Genomic DNA, 16177 nt, shown 5'->3' on the forward strand with positions numbered 1-16177 from the left:
AAGTTAATGTGAGCTTCGATCACTAGAATGAATATTAGGAATTCATTAATAAGCAAGTGCTTAATTTGTGGTTTATATTGGAGGTATTACTGCAAAAGGAGATAACGATGTCTCAGGTTGATACAGGTGAAAGGCAGAAAAAGGAAATGTCGCTGGATAGTGCTGTCAGGATCTTTGCGGGCTTGATGGTGATGATTTCACTGGCATTGACGGTGTGGGTCAACCCATTGTTTATCTGGTTGACCGCCTTTGTTGGGTTTAACTTGATCCAGAGTGCGTTTACCGGCTTTTGCCCAGCAGCTATGGTGTTTAAGAAATTCGGCTTGCAATAACATTTTCATTTAATACCTCACTTTGCCACGGAGTGATTTGGTTTTCCCGCGCTGGGTTTTTGTGTCCACGCGCTTACGTTGCGACGATTTCGTGGGCTTGGTTGCCCGGCGTGCTTTCTGCACAATAGCCACACTTTTTATCAGTTCCTGAAGGCGCTGGAGGGCGTCTTCACGATTCTTCTCTTGCGTTCTGAATTGTTGCGCTTTGATCACGATAACGCCTTCTTTGGTTAGGCGACTGTCTTTCAATGCCAACAGGCGCTCTTTATAGAACTCAGGGAGCGAAGAGCTGTGGATATCAAAACGCAAATGAACGGCAGAAGATACCTTGTTCACGTTTTGTCCGCCGGCACCTTGGGCTCGGATGTATGAAATATCAATCTCGTCGTCCGGGATTGATATGCTATGGGATATGACCAACATGGTTTTTGTTCCTCAGTTTTAAGGGTCAACAGACCCAAAGAGGCGCCACTATAACCAAACTGGAAAGTTGTGCAAACTGGCGACAGGGGAATCAAACGTTAAAAAAGAGGGGCTTGGCTAGGCAGTATTGTTTGGTGCCACTGACTTTCGGCTTGTAGAGAAATTGGCAATCAAAAGTCCACAGACGATAAAACCTATTCCCAGCCAGTGATAACTCTCCAACCTTTCACCAAGAAATAGCATGGAAAAAATCAGCCCAAATACCGGGATCAAATGCATAAATTGCCCAGTGGTTGCTGCTCCCATTCTCTGTACTGCTGCATTCCAACAAAAGAAGGCGATACCGGATGCGAAAATACCTGTGTAGAGAGAGATAGCGAGACTTTCTTTGGTCATTGGCATGGGTTCGAACCACAGTGATTCACCAAGATAAAACGGTAGTAGCATCATGTTGCCGAGAAAGACGGTGTAACCCAGCATAGGTAATCCCTTGAGTGCTTCAGGGAGTTTTTGCACCAGTACGGAATAGGTCGCCCAAACCAGAATCGCGAACAGGGCAATAAGCTCACTGTTGCCGATAGAGAAGTCAGTCACCAGCTGACCTTTGGTGATAATAAGCAGTACGCCAATGGCAGACACCGAAATAGCGAAAGCCTGCTTTAGGGTTGTGAGTTGGCGAAAGAGCAGAAACTGAACCAAGAGAATCCACAACGGAGAGGAAGACTGCAAGATCACCACGTTGGTGGAGAGGGTGTTTTCCAATGCAATGTATACCAGCGTGTTGTAACCCGCGACACCGAAGAGCGCCAAAAGCACCATCAAAGATGCATTGGCTTTGAACAATGGCCATTGTTCGCGCATGGGGCGCAACACAAACGGAGCCAGAACCAGCGAGGCAACCGTCCAGCGCCAGAAGGCGAGACCAATTGGCGGAATGGATTCGTTGACCAGCTTTGCCAATGTAATGTTACCAGCCCAACTTATCGTCGCGATAACGGCGAGCAGAATAGGCAGCCAGGCCAGCGGTGAGCTTTGTTGATTACTTGCCATGTGCATGTGCTCAAAATCCCCCTGAGTCATTCAGTTAGTCAGCTTGTTAACCAACATGCAACAACTCAGCGTCAGCAATGTGCCTTTACTCACTGTGTCAGGTTGTTCAATGGGTTGGATATTTTGTTAAAATAAGCGCTGATCTTTTTGCCAGAGGGTAGTTATTTCCGCTGGCTTGTTACTCGGAGAGAACCATGAATTGGTATATCGGCGTGTTGAAACAATACGCGAACTTCAAAGGCCGCGCGCGCCGCAAAGAATATTGGATGTTTTTGGCGTTCAACATGCTGTTCACTTTTGCACTGGCATTTGTGGATCAGGCATTGGGAACATTTAACCCTGATATCGGTATTGGCACGGCGGGAACCGTGTACGCGATTGCGGTGTTTATTCCGACATTGGCCGTTACAGTGCGTCGTCTGCATGACACGGATCGTGTGGGCTGGTGGGCATTGATTGGTATCTTGCCGTTTGGTGTGATTGCATTGCTGGTGCTGAATGCCTTTGATGGCACCAAAGGCAGCAACCGCTTTGGTCCAGACCCTAAGTCGGGCGAACGGACTGACTCAACCAATACCGGTACGTTCAGCGGTTAATCGATTGATTTTTCATAGACAAAGCGCCTGCATCCTGCAGGCGCTTTTGCTTTCTACGTTTCTCTTCCCCCAGTCTTTTCATTTTTTGCAATGTCGCAAACAGCTCAATCGACGTACGCGATACCGCAAATCACCCTAGGTAATCTGGTTTCTGCTAATAAGTCACAATCACCGATACGAAGGTGCCATTCATGGATATTGGCTTTATCGGGTTGGGCAAATTGGGAGAGCCCGTTGCTCAGCGTATTTTGACTTGGTGTCAAACTCACGGCTGTCGCTTGTATGTGTATGATGCTACTCAGCGGGAAGCGATGGCAAGGCTCAAAGCCTCGGGAGCGAGAGAAGGAATCGACACCGCTTCTATTGCTGGGCGATGTACGATTTTGTTCAGCTTGTTGCCGGGGCCCGAAGATGTAATGGCTGAAGGGCTGGGAGAGAACGGCATTCTCCACAATGCTGAAGGGTTGGATATCTGGTTTGAACTGAGTCCCTTTCAGAATGTCCGTTGGGACGCCCTTCGGGAACAAGCCCCACCGGATTTGGTTTTGGTGGATGCGCCTGTTAGTGGGGATGTGTCACTGGCGGAATCTGGCCAGCTTAGTATGGCGTTGGAAGGTGCTGAGCCAATCCTGCAGCGTTATCAGGATTTGCTCAGCACCTTTGTATCGCGATGCAAAGTGACAGAGATGGCCAAGACGAGCCCTTCATTTTTCAAGCTACCAGATAGCTAAAGATGAGACCTTTTTTCTCGATATAGCATGGGAGGCTACAGCGGCTTTTGCTTTCTTTCTCTAATTTGAACAACTTGTCTTGGAACTGGCCATGTTACGCTTTTGCCCCAATGTTCGATTAGTCATTTTTGCAGGTCGAACAAATAAGGCCATGCGCCAAAAAAATATTTTTGGAGAGCGTTAACCCGCTCCCCGTTCAATTAAGCCCATCTTAACAGGGGTGTTAGTTCTGCATTTGTTGGATCGGTGAGCATACACCGACCTAGCAGCAACACACCTTGTCCTCAGGCCCTCTGGTCTTATGTCCAGATGGCAAACTTCTCTATCCGTTCTCCTTCATAGATGAAGCAGGGCGTTTTAAAAGGTAATGCTATGACAGAGCCTACGACAACCGTAAACAAAAATGATGACGACCTATACAACACGGACTATCAGGTAGGTCAGGACAACGTGAACTTCCTGGGGTTAGATTTCCATAACCCCGTCTTCCCTATCTCCGCCATCATGGTGGTGGTGTTTGTACTGGGTGTACTGATCTTTACCGATCAAGCTGCCGATTTCTTCGGTTGGCTTCGCCCCGCAATAACCCAATCCTTCGACTGGTTCTTCGTGATTTCAGCCAACCTTTTTCTCATCTTCTGTTTAGTGCTGGCAATCCTACCTGTCGGAAAAATCCGATTAGGCGGTGAAGAAGCAACGCCTGATTATTCCTACCCAGCATGGTTCGCGATGCTGTTTTCGGCCGGCGTTGGTATTGGCCTGATGTTCTACGGTGTGCTTGAACCGATGAACCACACTCTAACACCTCCTTTGGGGTTAGAAGCGGGTTCCGATGACGCACGAAGCATTGGTACTGCAGCTGCGATATTCCACTGGGGCTTCCATGCGTGGGCAATCTATGCCGTTGTCGGTCTGGCGCTGGCATTCTTCCACTACAACAAAGATCTGCCGCTAACATTGCGTTCAGCGTTTTATCCGCTGCTTGGCGATCGTGTTTGGGGTCTGTGGGGACACATCATCGATATCATGGCGGTATTGGCGACTTTGTTCGGTTTGGCGACGTCCCTCGGTATCGGCGCAAACCAAATTGCTGCAGGCCTTAACTACCTGTTCGGTATCGATTCAGGCATTGAAACTAAATCCATCCTGATTCTGGCTATCACCATTGCTGCTCTCGTATCGGTATACCGTGGTATGGACGGCGGCGTGAAGCGTTTGAGTGAAATCAACATGGTGATGGCAGCCATGCTGATGGTATTCGTGATGGTGGTTGGCCCTACCGCACTTATCTTCAGTGGTATCGTCAGCAACACCGTTGATTACCTGAGCTGGTTGCCAGCGCTGTCGAACTGGGTGGGTCGTGAAGATTCTGGCTTCTACCACGGTTGGACGACCTTCTACTGGGCGTGGTGGGTATCCTGGTCACCATTCGTTGGTATGTTCATCGCGCGCGTATCACGCGGCCGTACTGTTCGTGAGTTCATTCTGGCGGTACTGATTGCGCCAACCATCGTGTGTATTGTGTGGATGACCACTTTCGGCACAACCGCGCTGGATCAAATGGATGGCGGTTATATGGGTGTGGTTAACCTGATCACCAATGGTAACTGGCAGCCAGAGCTTTCTATCTACAAGATGTTTGAAGCTTTACCGTTCACTGCAGTGATCAGCTTCTTCGGCATGGTGCTGACCATCATCTTCTTCGTGACTTCGTCAGATTCCGGTTCACTGGTTATCGATACGATTACAGCGGGTGGCAAGATTGATGCGCCGGTTTCGCAGCGTATCTTCTGGTGTACTATCGAAGGCCTTGCGGCAATTGCCCTTCTGATGGGCGGCGGCTTAGGTGCGCTGCAAGCGGCAACTATCTCTACGGGTCTGCCGTTTGCGGTATTCCTGCTCGTGATGTGTGTGAGTCTTTACATAGGGCTTTCGCGAGAGCTGCGTAGAAAGCAGTTCGCGTAATATCGATGAATGAAAAATAAACCCGCCTGATGGCGGGTTTCTTTTTATGTGTACTTTAAGCTTAACCGACTCTAGTAATACAAACACATACGCTTGCCGTTCGCTTCGACAATGGTGAATGGCGTGTCGTAGATGTTTTCCAAAACCGCTTCCTGAATCACTTCATCAACCACGGCATTGGTGGCGATTTTGCCTTGCTTCATCGCGATGATGTGGTCGGCATAACAGGCTGCAAAGTTGATGTCGTGGATGACGATAACCACGGCCTTCCCCATCTCGTGCGCCAAACGTTGAATGGTTCGCATGATGCTCAGTGAGTGGCGGATATCGAGGTTGTTCAGAGGTTCATCAAGGAACACATAGTCAGTGTCCTGTGCGATCACCATGGCAATAAACGCCAGCTGCCTTTGACCTCCGCTTAGCTCATCGAGATAACGGTTTTCCAACGACTTCAAATCCAGATAATCAATGGCTTTATCGATGACTTTATTGTCTTTGGTGGTCAGGTTTCCCTTTGAGTAGGGAAAGCGACCGAACGAGACTAGCTCGCGCACGGTAAAGCGCATAGTGATTGAATTCGCCTGACGAAGCACGGCAAGACGTTTTGCCAGCTCACCGGTATCCCATTCGGCGATGGCTTTGCCATCTATCACTACATGGCCACCATCGGGAGTGACAAGGCGGCTGGCCATAGAAAGCAGGGTACTTTTTCCCGCGCCATTTGGACCTATGATGGCGGTCACTTTACCCTTCTCGAATTCGCCGCAGGCTTCATCTACGACGCGTTGTTTACCAAAAGCTTTGGTCAGGTTTTTTAAGGTGATCATGTTAAACAACTCGGTTTTTCAGCAGCATCCAGAGGAAGTAGAGTCCTCCAGCGAAATTCACGACAACACTTAGCGTGGTATCAAACTTAAACAGGTTTTCTACCACCCATTGGCCGACCAACAAGGTGCAAATGGACATCAGCGAACATCCCACCAGTAAAACGCGGTGCTCATAGGTGCGGAACAGTTCTCGGGTCAGGTTCGTGACCAAAAGACCAAAGAACATGACAGGGCCAATCAATGCGGTCGACATGGCGATGAGGACAGCGGAGAGAATCAGCGCTTTACGTGTGGTTTTCTGCACATCAACACCCAGGCTGATGGCGTTATCCTTGTCCAGCCAGAACACATCTAATGTCCGGTGCATGCGGTAGAGCAGGAAGCTGGCTATCAGCAAGAGTGGTAGGCACAAATATACCAACTCAATCTTGATGTTGTTAAAGCTCGCAAACATCTTGCTTTGCACCACCAGAAACTCGTTCGGGTCCATCAGCATGGTGAAAAACGAGGCGGTGCTTGAAAACACCTGTCCGAGGATCAGGCCAATCAAAAGCAACACAATCAGGTTGCGGCCTTCCTTGCCGAAGTAGAAGCCAAACAACAGCAGCGAGAACCCCACCATCACGGTCACGGCAATGGCGAAGTTAATGTAGGTGTTGATCAGGAAAAAGCTGAAGCCACCAAACACAGCGACCAGCAGTGTCTGTGTCAGCACATACAGGGAATCAAACCCCATAATGCTTGGTGTGAGAATGCGGTTGTGGGTGATGGTTTGGAATACCAACGACGATTGGGCAACCGCAATGCCAGCCAGCACCATTGCAAGCACTTTCGGGACACGGCGAGACAGGAAATAGCCATAGTTCGTGGCCGTGAGTCCAATGCAGATAAACAGAGCGGCAAAGACAAGGGCTGTCATAGCCATTGCCCACATTTTCTTTGTATCAGACATTTTTTGGCCCTTTGGTAATGAGATAAATAAAGGCCAATCCCCCCAAAATACTCACCAGCATAGAAACCGGAATTTCGTAAGGGAAGATGAGCAGACGGCTGACAATGTCGCAGGCAAGTACCAAAAGCGCGCCGACAATCGCCACGCGGGAAATGTTCTTGCGAAGGTTGTCGCCATAGAAAATGCTGACAAGGTTAGGCACAAGCAAACCAATAAAGGGTAGGGCGCCCACTATCATTACAACACTCGCCGACAGAATGGAAACCAGCATTACGCCAATCACTAACACCTGTCTGTAACTCAGTCCAAGACCAACCGCAAAATCACGTCCCATGCCGACAGCGGAAATCCGCGCGGCGTAGGCATAGGTGAAGGCTGCAATCGGCAGGGCGATATAGAGAAGCTCATAATCACCTTTCAAAATGCTGGCAAAGTTGGCGACTGTCCAACTGCTTAGCATTTGCAGGGCATCATACTTATACGCGAGGAACGTGGCGCATGAGCTGATGATACTGCCGTAGATAATGCCAATTAGCGGTACAAATACAGCGTTACGGAATTGGATGCGTTGGATAAGGGTAACAAACAACAAGGTACCAAAAATGGAAACGGAAAAAATCAGCCAGAGTTGATGACCATTGCCGAAAAACACAAGGCTAAGCATATAGCCGAGCATGGCACATTCAATGGTGCCTGTAGTGGAAGGCGCAGCAAACCGATTTCGGCTGATTTGCTGCATCACCAGACCTGCAATGCTTAAGCCTGCACCTGCTAGCACGATGGATAGCAAACGGGGAAGGCGGCTGGTGAAGAGAAGTTCGAGCGCTTGGCTGTCTCCTGCCAACAAAAGGGCAGGAGACAGCTCGCTGACACCGACAAATAAGGATGCCAGACTAAGCAAGCCCAAAAGAAACAACAACTTTAACAAGGTATACCTCAGTTTCTTAGGGCAATCGCTTACAGGTCAACACTGTTTTTGATGTCAGAAATCATTTGCTCAGTCGCAGTGATGCCAGACATAGATAGATACCAGGCGTTCAAATCCAGATATGTCATTTTGTTGTTCTGGTATGCCTGAGTCGCTTTGATCAGATCGTTATCAAACTGCTCGCGGGTTTCGCTTTCAGCAGGGTTGAGCAGCGTGTCACGGTCAATGACCAGAAGGGTTTTAGGGTCAGACTCGCGAATAAACTCAAACGAGATCATATCGCCGTGGTTTGACGCTTTGATGCCTTTCACAGACTCGTTAAAACCAAAATCTGTGTAGATAGCAGAAAAGCGGGAGTCAGCACCAAAAGAAGACAGTTTGCCGCCAGCACTCATGATGGTCAGGGCATCAACGCCATTTGTCTGGTTGTAGTTGTTAATGGCTTTGAACTCTTTATCCATGGCTGCGATTTTTTCTTCAACCAATGCTTCTTTACCAAAGACTTTGCCCAGGTTGCGCCATTGCTCCTGAGTGGCTTTCCAGTAGCCTTTCGAGTTGTCTGCAGCGAATACTACTGTTGGGGCGATCTTTGACAGCTCGTCATAGCTGGTGGAGCTACGTGGGCCCACGATGATGATGTCTGGGTTCTGGTTGTAGATTTCTTCGAAATTTGGCTCGAACAGGCTACCCACGTTGGCGTACTTGTCGTCTTTGTATTTTTCCAGGTATGCAGGAACCTGTGGAAGGGTTTTGGATACCGCAACAGGATCAATACCCAGCGCATTGACTGCATCTAGCGATCCCAGACCAATGACGACGACGCGCTCTGGTACGCCTTGAATTTCAGTTTTTCCCATACGGTGTTCAATAACAACCGATTCTGCAGCCATTGCTGAGGTGGTCACAAGAGAAAGCAATGCAGCCTGTAAGAAGGTTTTCATTTATTGCTCCTTTTCATAAATGAAAATGGTTATCAAAATCGTTCGCAATATACATTTGAGTTCACTCTGATTCAACTGGATATATTGAAAAGGCGCGATTTCAGGATTGAAAGCGTGGAAAGTTGCGAGGATGCCGGTTTTTTTGGAAATGAAGAGTACTGACGAGCTGGAGATAGACTCGCGATCATACTTGGAGGATCTCACTAAAATTTGTGACTTTTTAGAGCTGAGAAACTCGCCTCAAAAATGACAATATCATCGTAAATGAATGCCGAAACAGCCGTTTTGTGTAGTGAGTTCACCTACCGAGGCAAGGCTTTTGGTAGTTTAAACCCGCGTTTTAATCAGTGGCGCTTAAGACCCTAGGACAAGGCCAAACAACATAACAATAGCGTGGCCAGCAGTTGTAGTAAGGATACGGAAATGAAATGGTTGTTTATGGCGTTTTTGAATTACGCCAAATTTTCAGGCAGGGCTACACGGCGTGAGTTCTGGGGCTTTCACTTTCTGGATGTGATAATGATTTTTGTCTGCCTGTGTGTGGATATCTCAAGCGCAGGGTACGAAAACCTGACTCCGTTTAGTTTTCAGGCCACCTTCTTGTGGTTTGTGTTTACTTTCATCCCTTTGCTCGCTGTTGCTGTCCGTCGATTACATGACATCAATAAGTCTGGTGCTTGGTATTTTGTTCTTTTTGTTCCAGTGCTGGGTTTCATCATCTTCTATATGTTCTCTTTGTTACCGGGCACCAAAGGTTCAAATCACTACGGCAGCGACCCAAGAAGCATTTTCAGCAATAGTTTTTGATGATATCCCTTCAGCAATGCTGAAGGGATGTTTCCATCAAGGCTTCGACGGCCCTTTCAGCCGCGTCTAACGCGCCTTCCAGATATCCGCCATAAGCGCGGGAGGATTCTGTCCCCGCAAAGAAAACGTTTGAGTGGTTTTCATCCTGCTGGCTAAAGCCATACAGCCCATGCATCGTCGCCATGTCATCATTGGTAGCCGTGTACTCCTCCTGAAACCAATCGATATATTGAATGGAAAGGGGATTTTCAGCATCAGGCCCAAACATTCTGACAAGTTGTTGCTGAATGAGTTTTTTCAATGTCTCATCGCCTGCGGTTTTCCGTGCCGCACCGTTAATGCCCATAAAGCCCATGATGGCGCCATATTCAGCTTTGCCGTTCACCTCTGGTGACGCGTCATGGATTTCCACTAACGGCCCGACATTGCTGGATGCTGATCCTGAAAACCCATTTTCTCGCCAGAAAGGCTTGTCATAGATAAACACCGCTTTGGCATGGGCTGCCATCCAAGTTTCCGTGCCGCCAAAGGTGTCGAGTAGACGAGGGTTCAATGCTGGCTCAAAGCTCAAGTTGCGTGCGATTAATCTCAGCGGCAAGGCGAAGATGATGTGCTGTGCTTGCAACATTTTGTCTTCTCCGGATTGCTGAAAACGCAGGGTGTAAGTCCCGTTGTTCAACGAGACGTGCGTTAACTCACTGCCGGTGAGTTGCTTGTGAGTTGGGATTTTCTGCAATAAGCCTTCGACCATAGCTTGCATACCGCCTTCAAGGCGATAGGTGTCAGGCATAATGTCGTAGCCAACATTGATTGCCTGTGGCGGCGCGCCTCGGGCTTTTTCGACAAGATAGTGTCCATCGCCATGTTGCTTGTAGCTAGGAATGGAGAGTGCTTCTGCTAATGCGGAAAATCGGGGATTGATGTTAGGCCAGAACCAGGAAGGGCCGAGGTCGACTCTGGCTGCCTGATTATCCTGTGATGCTGAAACTATTCGTCCACCAAAACGCTCTCTCGCTTCCAACAACAGGTAATCCTGACCTTGCTGTTCGAGCAAATAAGCAGCGTAAAGTCCACTTAATCCACCACCGACAATCACGGTTTGAGCATATTTGTTCATCATGACGGCTCCTTGTTTAAAACGCTTCGTTGTAAGGGCGGATATCCATTTCCAGCGTCCATGCGCTGGCAGGTTGTTTAGCCAAGCTGAGATAGATACTGGCGGCATCGTTCGGCTCGATGGCGTTCTCGCGTTGAAGGGCAGGGAAGCGCTCATGACTCCTGGGAGACCATAAGATTCCATCAACAATCACATGAGCGACGTGGATGCGCTGTGGCTGGAATTCTCTGGCGAGCGATTGAGAGAGCCCACGCAAGGCGAACTTAGCGGATGAGAATGCGCTGAAGTTCTTACTGCCACGAATACCTGCTGTTGCGCCCGTTACCAGCAAGGTGCCACTGCCTTGTTTAATCATCATGGGAATCACCGCCTGTGCGACGTTGAAAACGCTCATTACAGATGAACGCCAGGTTTCTTCGAACCGCACGGAGGTTGTTGAAAAGAAACGCTCAATTGTGAGCATGGCGGTGTTGCAAATCACGACATCCGGCGTGCCATGAAGAACGCTGATCTGTGCGAATGCCCGGTTAACTTCATTTGCATCCGTTGTGTCTGCAAGGATCATCCCACCTGAACGACTAATGGTGACAACGTGGTAATCATCGTTCTCGAAAGTTTTTTTGAGTGCTTCACCCAGCCCTTCACCGTACCCGGCGATCACTGCCAAAGGCTTTCCCGCTGATGTCGTCATTTAAACCTCCATGAATAACGTGCTTATTCCGGATGCTAACGTGCTGAGTATTGAGGTCGAGGCAGGATTGATTTCGTGGCAGCGAAGTTTTTCTTTGTCGCCGATGAAAGAGATAAAACGTGTGGTTTTTTCTTCGACCATCAAGCGCATATTTTTAGCAAATGATGGGCATGCCATGATGCTTGGCCTTTTTGGCGTTTGTCCGTTAAATCATGGACTTTAACTCCACTCTATTGAATAGAAAGATTCGCATGGTAAAAGTACTAGATGGGTTCTGTTATTGTTCCACCTAAGACTGTTTTTAGTATGTGTGATATTTGCTTATGGCATTGAAATTATAGCTATATTTGATTTTTTCTGAATGAGGGGGTAGCGAGGTAGGCTCATGTGATTGTAAGTTATTGCTAATGTAATGGTATTTTTGTTTCTCGTCTAATTTGATAGTTTTGATTAAATGTTACTTCTATTAAATATTATGTTTTGATGGATAGTGTTTGTCCGGTTTTTTTCTACATATTTAGGTGTTGTTAATATAACGGAATGAATAATCCAAGTGCGCATCTATATTTAAATGAAACAGATAATCAGCTCATGTGAGTATGTATTATTGATACGGCCAGTAAGAGTTGTTAAAGCTGTTCAAATACAAAAGGTTGGATTATGTATTCACCAAAAAAACGTTTTTATAAAGGGAGCAGGATCGCCCATCTTAATGGCATAAGAGCGTTTGAAGCCGCAGCAAGGCACCATAGCTTTGCTGGCGCGGCTCAGGAGCTTAACGTGACACCTGCTGCGGTTGGTCAGCAAGTCAGACAGTTGGAGGATTGGCTTGATATCCGGCTCTTCGATAGGGCAACTTCCGGTTCATCCAGACTGACGCTAACAGAAGAAGGTCTTCGTGCTTTTCCCGATATTCATAGAGGCTTCCAACTGATTGGCCGTGGTCTTAGTCGTTTGTTTGAGGAGCAAGAAGAAAACGCCATCGTTGTTTCTGCAAGCCCTTCTATCGCATCCAAGTGGTTACTTTCACGAGTCAATGCTTTTCAGTTGGCGCATGAAGATTGCGAGATTCAGATTGAGACTGACGTGTCTTTGGTCGACTATGCTGAGCGAGCATAGATATTGGTGTGCGTTACGGATTGGGACAGTGGGAAGGATTGTGTGCACAGCATTTGATGTTTGAAGAGATTTTCCCGGTTTGTTCACCAGAATTTGCAGAGAAATATGGCCTCACTAAAAAGCCCCCTGAGGGTTTGAAAGGTATCCCTCTTCTACATGATTATTCTGTTCCTGCTCGCAGTGGATATCCGTCTTGGCAAGAATGGTCTGATAAGGTGGATATCCCTCTTCCCAAGAAATTACACGGATTAAAAATCAACGATTTCGCCAGTGTCATTGAGCTTGCTCGTCGGGGAAGTGGATTAGCGCTTGGACGGAGCCGGTTGATAGAGGATGAGTTAAAGGCAGGGGAGCTTATTTGCCCCTTTGATACTGAAAAATATCAGTTCCGTTCACGATTTTGCTACTTTCTGGTTTGGAAAAATGAAGCTTCAGAAGAGGAAAGAGTCAGTGTGTTCCGTGACTGGCTAGTGTCGACAGTAAGTTAGGGCTTGCTGAGCTTTGCTTTCACAGAAAAAAGACTGGATGTTATCCAGTCTTTTTTGATCTTTAGGGTGTCGGTAGTTGAAATGTCAAATTGAAAGGCACCGCAATATCTAGCAATTTGGGTGCTTTTAGCGATTCATCGCGCTGGCTCCTAACAAAGACATATTCATCCATGGTGGTGGTGTCACGCAACATGATATTTCTACGCTTTTGCCAATCCATCTTCACGCACATTGTCGGTGATGACCCGAGGGGAGGATAATCATGGCAAAGATAAACGTTTGTCCCACTTGGCAGCTCATAGAGCTTTCGAATGGAGTGGTACAAATCCTCTGCGCTACCACCGGGGAAATCCACTCTTGATGTCCCTTTGTCCGGTGCGAACAATGTGTCACCGACAAACACGTTGTCGTCGACTTTGTAAGTGACACAAGCTGGAGTATGACCCGGCGTTTCAATCACTTCGATCACTTTGGAACCAAAGTGAATTTTGGATCTTCCGTTGACCAGATAATCAAAGTTGGCCAAGTCTCCCAAACCGAATTTGTTTTTCCATTGATTGAAAACTTCCCTAATCCGGTGGCTAATGACAGTTTTTGCGCCGGTGGCGGTCTTCACATACTGCGATGCCGATAGATGGTCTGCATGGATATGTGTATCCAGCACGTAACGCAGTTCAAGCCCTTTTCTTTTGATGTATTCAAGCACAGTGTCGATATGTGAGTGAGAGATATCGCCATTGTTGTAGTCAAGAACCGGGTCAATGATCAGTGCATGTCCGCTATCAGAGACCACATACGTCAATGAGCCTGTTTCGGCATGAAAGAAGGGTTGTACTTTCATGGCTCGCCTCCATTAGTTCGCAGAAAAACAAGGCCGATCCGACATAGTTTGTCTCCAACCAATCAGGTTGGTGAGCTCCGCCGGAATGTCGATGCCAGCAAATTCTGCAAATGCCAGACCGTAGAACAACGTGATATCAGCCATCGAGAAGGTATCTGCAGCCACGTACAAGTTGTGCTCTAGGTGTTGATTGAAATAAGAAAAACCGGCTAGTGCACGTTGTTTCTGATGATTGCCCCATTCACTACACTGATAAGTTTCGAGCGCTGGGCCCAGACCTGCTGTAGCATGGTGGAAGTAGGCACCCACAGCATCCATTACCATGGACTCCGCACGGCGCTGCATCATGTGAATCATGCCACGCTCAAGTGGGGTTGTACCTGTGAGCGATGGTCCATCAAACAAAGCATCAATGTACTCGGTAATAGCGGTAGACTCTGAAAGATATTCACCTTCCAGCGTACGAAGTACAGGTACTGTTCCCAAAGGGTTTATGGCGTAAAACGCTTCGGTTCGGTGTTCAAGGTTCATAACGTCAACCTCGATAAACTCTACCTGATTCAAAGATCCTTTTCAGCCAACGCTGCTCGAATGCGCGCAGGGTTCGGGAAACCCGTAGTTTCGTATAACGCGATTTTGCTTTCCGAAGACATGACTTTTCCTTATCCGGTTTTCCGGCTGTTGTTTTTTATGAATATGTTGAGCAGAAGGGTTAAACGCGTACTTCGCCTGCACCAATTTTTCTGTAGATCACCGCGCCGCTATTGGTAGCGATCGTGACAGGCGTGTTAGCTGGGAAGCGCATCCAAGAGTGATGTTCATACTGAGTACCATTGATGGTTGCACTGCCAGAGAGAACAAAGTATTCAACGACCTTGTCGAAGGTTTCTTCTGTGGATTGATAACCCGCTTTTAGCTGATTTAACGAGGTTTCTTCGAGGTCCGAATTCCAAAGCGGTAGCGTTTTGTGGAGCTCAGACACTGATGTCCAATCAGCTTCATTGGTATTGAGATAGAAGTAGTCCGGTTCGCTCGAAGGCACTTGGGAAAGCTTCACGAAGATCTCACAACCTTCTTTGGTAAAAGGGGCGTGAGTCGAACCAACCGGATTGCGCACGTACCACCCTTTAGTGAAGTCACCATTTTGGTCAGAGAAGGTGCCTTCCAGCACAATGTATTCTTCACCACCTGGGTGACTATGAGGTTTGAACGAGCTTCCTGGCGCATAGCGAACGCAAGATGTCGCTCGTCGGGCAATTTCATCACCGCGACGCTCAAACATCATGCGTTTTACACCGACCATAGGGGTGTCTGAGAAAGGCAGCGAGCCACCTTTAATTGAGACGGGAGCAGAAAGGTCTACATTCCATTCGATGTATTCCTGACTGGCTGTTTTGGTGTCCGTTGTCATGCTGTCACTCCTTGTTCGTGATTTTTTTCAGTCTAAGGAGGCATTGGAAAAGGGACGAGGCACAAAAATTTTCAGAGCGGGAAAGTTTTGTTTTTTCAGTGGTTACTAAAAAATGTATCGGTATGAAATTTAATAGCTATTTGGTTCGGCTGTCAGAGGTGTTTAGATAAAAAAGGCAGAAAAAAACCCGCCAGTTGGCGGGTTTTGGGGTCTGTTTGTTGCTTATGCCAGCAGTTCTTTTGCTGTCTCAACCACGTTTTCAGTGGTGAAGCCGAACATCTTGAACAGCTCACCTGCCGGTGCAGATTCACCGAAGGTGTGCATACCGATGATGCGACCATCAAAGCCGACGTACTTGTACCAGAAGTCCGCGATGCCCGCTTCGATAGCCACACGTGCTGTCACGTCTGATGGCAGAACCGCTTCACGGTATGCTGCATCTTGCTTGTCGAACACGTCAGTCGATGGGATAGACACCACGCGAACTGCTTTGCCTTCTGCCGTCAGTTGTGCTGCTGCTTCAACTGCCAGTTCAACCTCTGAACCGGTAGCAATCAAGATAAGCTCAGGTTTGCCTGCGCAATCTTTCAGGATGTAACCACCCTTGGCGATGTTTGCTACTTGCTCCGCTGAACGCTCTTGTTGAGCCAGGTTCTGACGCGAGAAAATCAGCGAGCTTGGGCCGTCTTTACGCTCAATCGCCAGTTTCCATGCGACTGCAGATTCTACCTGGTCACATGGACGCCATGTGCTCATGTTTGGTGTCAGGCGCAGAGACGCGATTTGCTCAACAGGTTGGTGCGTTGGGCCATCTTCACCCAGACCGATAGAATCGTGGGTGTAAACCTGAATGTTCTGCACTTTCATCAGTGCCGCCATACGCATCGCGTTACGCGCGTATTCCATGAACATCAGGAAGGTCGCACCGTAAGGAACGAAACCACCGTGCAGGGCAATA

General features: G+C 48.0%; 20 protein-coding genes. 8 read left to right on the forward strand and 12 right to left on the reverse strand.

What is annotated here, in order from left to right; translation table 11 throughout:
* The first annotated feature begins 146 nt into the window (after window positions 1-146).
* Window positions 147-332, forward strand: a complete 186-nt coding sequence (locus tag G5S52_RS15325) for a YgaP family membrane protein (protein WP_165015549.1) — start codon at window positions 147-149, stop codon at window positions 330-332.
* Window positions 333-341: 9 nt separating this feature from the next.
* Here the strand turns inward: G5S52_RS15325 and arfB are convergent, their stop codons facing one another.
* Complete coding sequence (arfB, locus tag G5S52_RS15330) at window positions 342-755, reverse strand: alternative ribosome rescue aminoacyl-tRNA hydrolase ArfB (protein ID WP_165015465.1); 414 nt, start codon at window positions 753-755, stop codon at window positions 342-344.
* A gap of 117 nt (window positions 756-872) precedes the next feature.
* Window positions 873-1805, reverse strand: coding sequence for a DMT family transporter (locus G5S52_RS15335; RefSeq protein ID WP_165015468.1), 933 nt, complete (start codon window positions 1803-1805; stop codon window positions 873-875).
* A 194-nt stretch (window positions 1806-1999) separates the two neighbouring features.
* On the opposite strand from G5S52_RS15335, the gene G5S52_RS15340 reads away from it, so the two are divergent.
* The 3 genes from G5S52_RS15340 to G5S52_RS15350 all read left to right on the forward strand — a co-directional run bounded on the left by G5S52_RS15340 (window position 2000) and on the right by G5S52_RS15350 (window position 5097).
* Window positions 2000-2401 carry a DUF805 domain-containing protein gene (locus G5S52_RS15340; protein WP_165015471.1) on the forward strand — a complete coding sequence of 134 codons (402 nt, stop codon included), beginning with the start codon at window positions 2000-2002 and terminating at the stop codon, window positions 2399-2401.
* A gap of 191 nt (window positions 2402-2592) precedes the next feature.
* A complete protein-coding gene (locus G5S52_RS15345; RefSeq protein ID WP_165015474.1) occupies window positions 2593-3132 on the forward strand; it encodes an NAD(P)-binding domain-containing protein in 540 nt (179 codons plus the stop codon).
* Between the two features lie 372 nt (window positions 3133-3504).
* Window positions 3505-5097, forward strand: coding sequence for a BCCT family transporter (locus G5S52_RS15350; protein ID WP_165015477.1), 1593 nt, complete (start codon window positions 3505-3507; stop codon window positions 5095-5097).
* A 71-nt stretch (window positions 5098-5168) separates the two neighbouring features.
* Here the strand turns inward: G5S52_RS15350 and vctC are convergent, their stop codons facing one another.
* Genes vctC through G5S52_RS15370 form a run of 4 tightly spaced genes read right to left on the reverse strand, consistent with a single transcriptional unit; the run spans window position 5169 to window position 8745 of the window.
* Window positions 5169-5924, reverse strand: coding sequence for an iron chelate ABC transporter ATP-binding protein VctC (gene vctC / locus G5S52_RS15355; RefSeq protein ID WP_165015480.1), 756 nt, complete (start codon window positions 5922-5924; stop codon window positions 5169-5171).
* 1 nt (window position 5925) lies between these two features.
* A complete protein-coding gene (locus G5S52_RS15360) occupies window positions 5926-6876 on the reverse strand; it encodes an iron chelate uptake ABC transporter family permease subunit (RefSeq protein ID WP_165015483.1) in 951 nt (316 codons plus the stop codon).
* Window positions 6869-7804, reverse strand: a complete 936-nt coding sequence (locus tag G5S52_RS15365; RefSeq protein ID WP_165015487.1) for an ABC transporter permease — start codon at window positions 7802-7804, stop codon at window positions 6869-6871. Before G5S52_RS15365 ends, G5S52_RS15360 begins: the two co-directional genes overlap by 8 nt.
* A gap of 29 nt (window positions 7805-7833) precedes the next feature.
* Window positions 7834-8745: a siderophore ABC transporter substrate-binding protein gene (locus tag G5S52_RS15370; RefSeq protein ID WP_165015490.1), complete on the reverse strand. Its 912-nt coding sequence runs from the start codon at window positions 8743-8745 to the stop codon at window positions 7834-7836.
* 423 nt (window positions 8746-9168) lie between these two features.
* On the opposite strand from G5S52_RS15370, the gene G5S52_RS15375 reads away from it, so the two are divergent.
* Complete coding sequence (locus G5S52_RS15375) at window positions 9169-9552, forward strand: DUF805 domain-containing protein (RefSeq protein WP_165015493.1); 384 nt, start codon at window positions 9169-9171, stop codon at window positions 9550-9552.
* A 10-nt stretch (window positions 9553-9562) separates the two neighbouring features.
* On the opposite strand, the gene G5S52_RS15380 is transcribed toward G5S52_RS15375, so the two are convergent.
* Together G5S52_RS15380 and G5S52_RS15385 are read right to left on the reverse strand one after the other, a co-directional pair.
* A complete protein-coding gene (locus G5S52_RS15380) occupies window positions 9563-10672 on the reverse strand; it encodes a flavin monoamine oxidase family protein (protein WP_235956287.1) in 1110 nt (369 codons plus the stop codon).
* A gap of 13 nt (window positions 10673-10685) precedes the next feature.
* Window positions 10686-11360, reverse strand: a complete 675-nt coding sequence (locus tag G5S52_RS15385; protein ID WP_165015496.1) for an SDR family NAD(P)-dependent oxidoreductase — start codon at window positions 11358-11360, stop codon at window positions 10686-10688.
* Between the two features lie 10 nt (window positions 11361-11370).
* Here G5S52_RS15385 and G5S52_RS15390 point away from each other — a divergent pair, with 10 nt between their 5' ends.
* From G5S52_RS15390 to G5S52_RS24020, 3 genes are all read left to right on the forward strand, one after another.
* Complete coding sequence (locus G5S52_RS15390) at window positions 11371-11583, forward strand: hypothetical protein (RefSeq protein WP_165015499.1); 213 nt, start codon at window positions 11371-11373, stop codon at window positions 11581-11583.
* Between the two features lie 437 nt (window positions 11584-12020).
* A complete protein-coding gene (locus G5S52_RS24015; RefSeq protein WP_235956289.1) occupies window positions 12021-12479 on the forward strand; it encodes a LysR family transcriptional regulator in 459 nt (152 codons plus the stop codon).
* Window positions 12480-12487: 8 nt separating this feature from the next.
* Window positions 12488-12967 (forward strand): LysR substrate-binding domain-containing protein, encoded by a 480-nt coding sequence (locus G5S52_RS24020; RefSeq protein ID WP_368737477.1) that lies wholly within the window; start codon window positions 12488-12490, stop codon window positions 12965-12967.
* 61 nt (window positions 12968-13028) lie between these two features.
* Here the strand turns inward: G5S52_RS24020 and G5S52_RS15400 are convergent, their stop codons facing one another.
* The 4 genes from G5S52_RS15400 to G5S52_RS15415 form a co-directional block, all read right to left on the reverse strand.
* The gene (locus tag G5S52_RS15400) at window positions 13029-13808 is read right to left on the reverse strand and encodes an MBL fold metallo-hydrolase (protein ID WP_165015502.1); all 780 of its coding nucleotides are present in this window, start codon (window positions 13806-13808) and stop codon (window positions 13029-13031) included.
* 12 nt (window positions 13809-13820) lie between these two features.
* The gene (locus G5S52_RS15405; RefSeq protein WP_235956291.1) at window positions 13821-14339 is read right to left on the reverse strand and encodes a glutathione S-transferase N-terminal domain-containing protein; all 519 of its coding nucleotides are present in this window, start codon (window positions 14337-14339) and stop codon (window positions 13821-13823) included.
* 181 nt (window positions 14340-14520) lie between these two features.
* Window positions 14521-15219 (reverse strand): cupin domain-containing protein, encoded by a 699-nt coding sequence (locus G5S52_RS15410; RefSeq protein ID WP_165015505.1) that lies wholly within the window; start codon window positions 15217-15219, stop codon window positions 14521-14523.
* Between the two features lie 222 nt (window positions 15220-15441).
* The coding region (locus G5S52_RS15415) for a transketolase-like TK C-terminal-containing protein (RefSeq protein WP_306418262.1) at window positions 15442-16177 on the reverse strand (736 nt) is incomplete at its 5' end.

The organism is Grimontia sedimenti (assembly GCF_011045095.1).
GTDB classification, from domain to species: domain Bacteria; phylum Pseudomonadota; class Gammaproteobacteria; order Enterobacterales; family Vibrionaceae; genus Enterovibrio; species Enterovibrio sedimenti.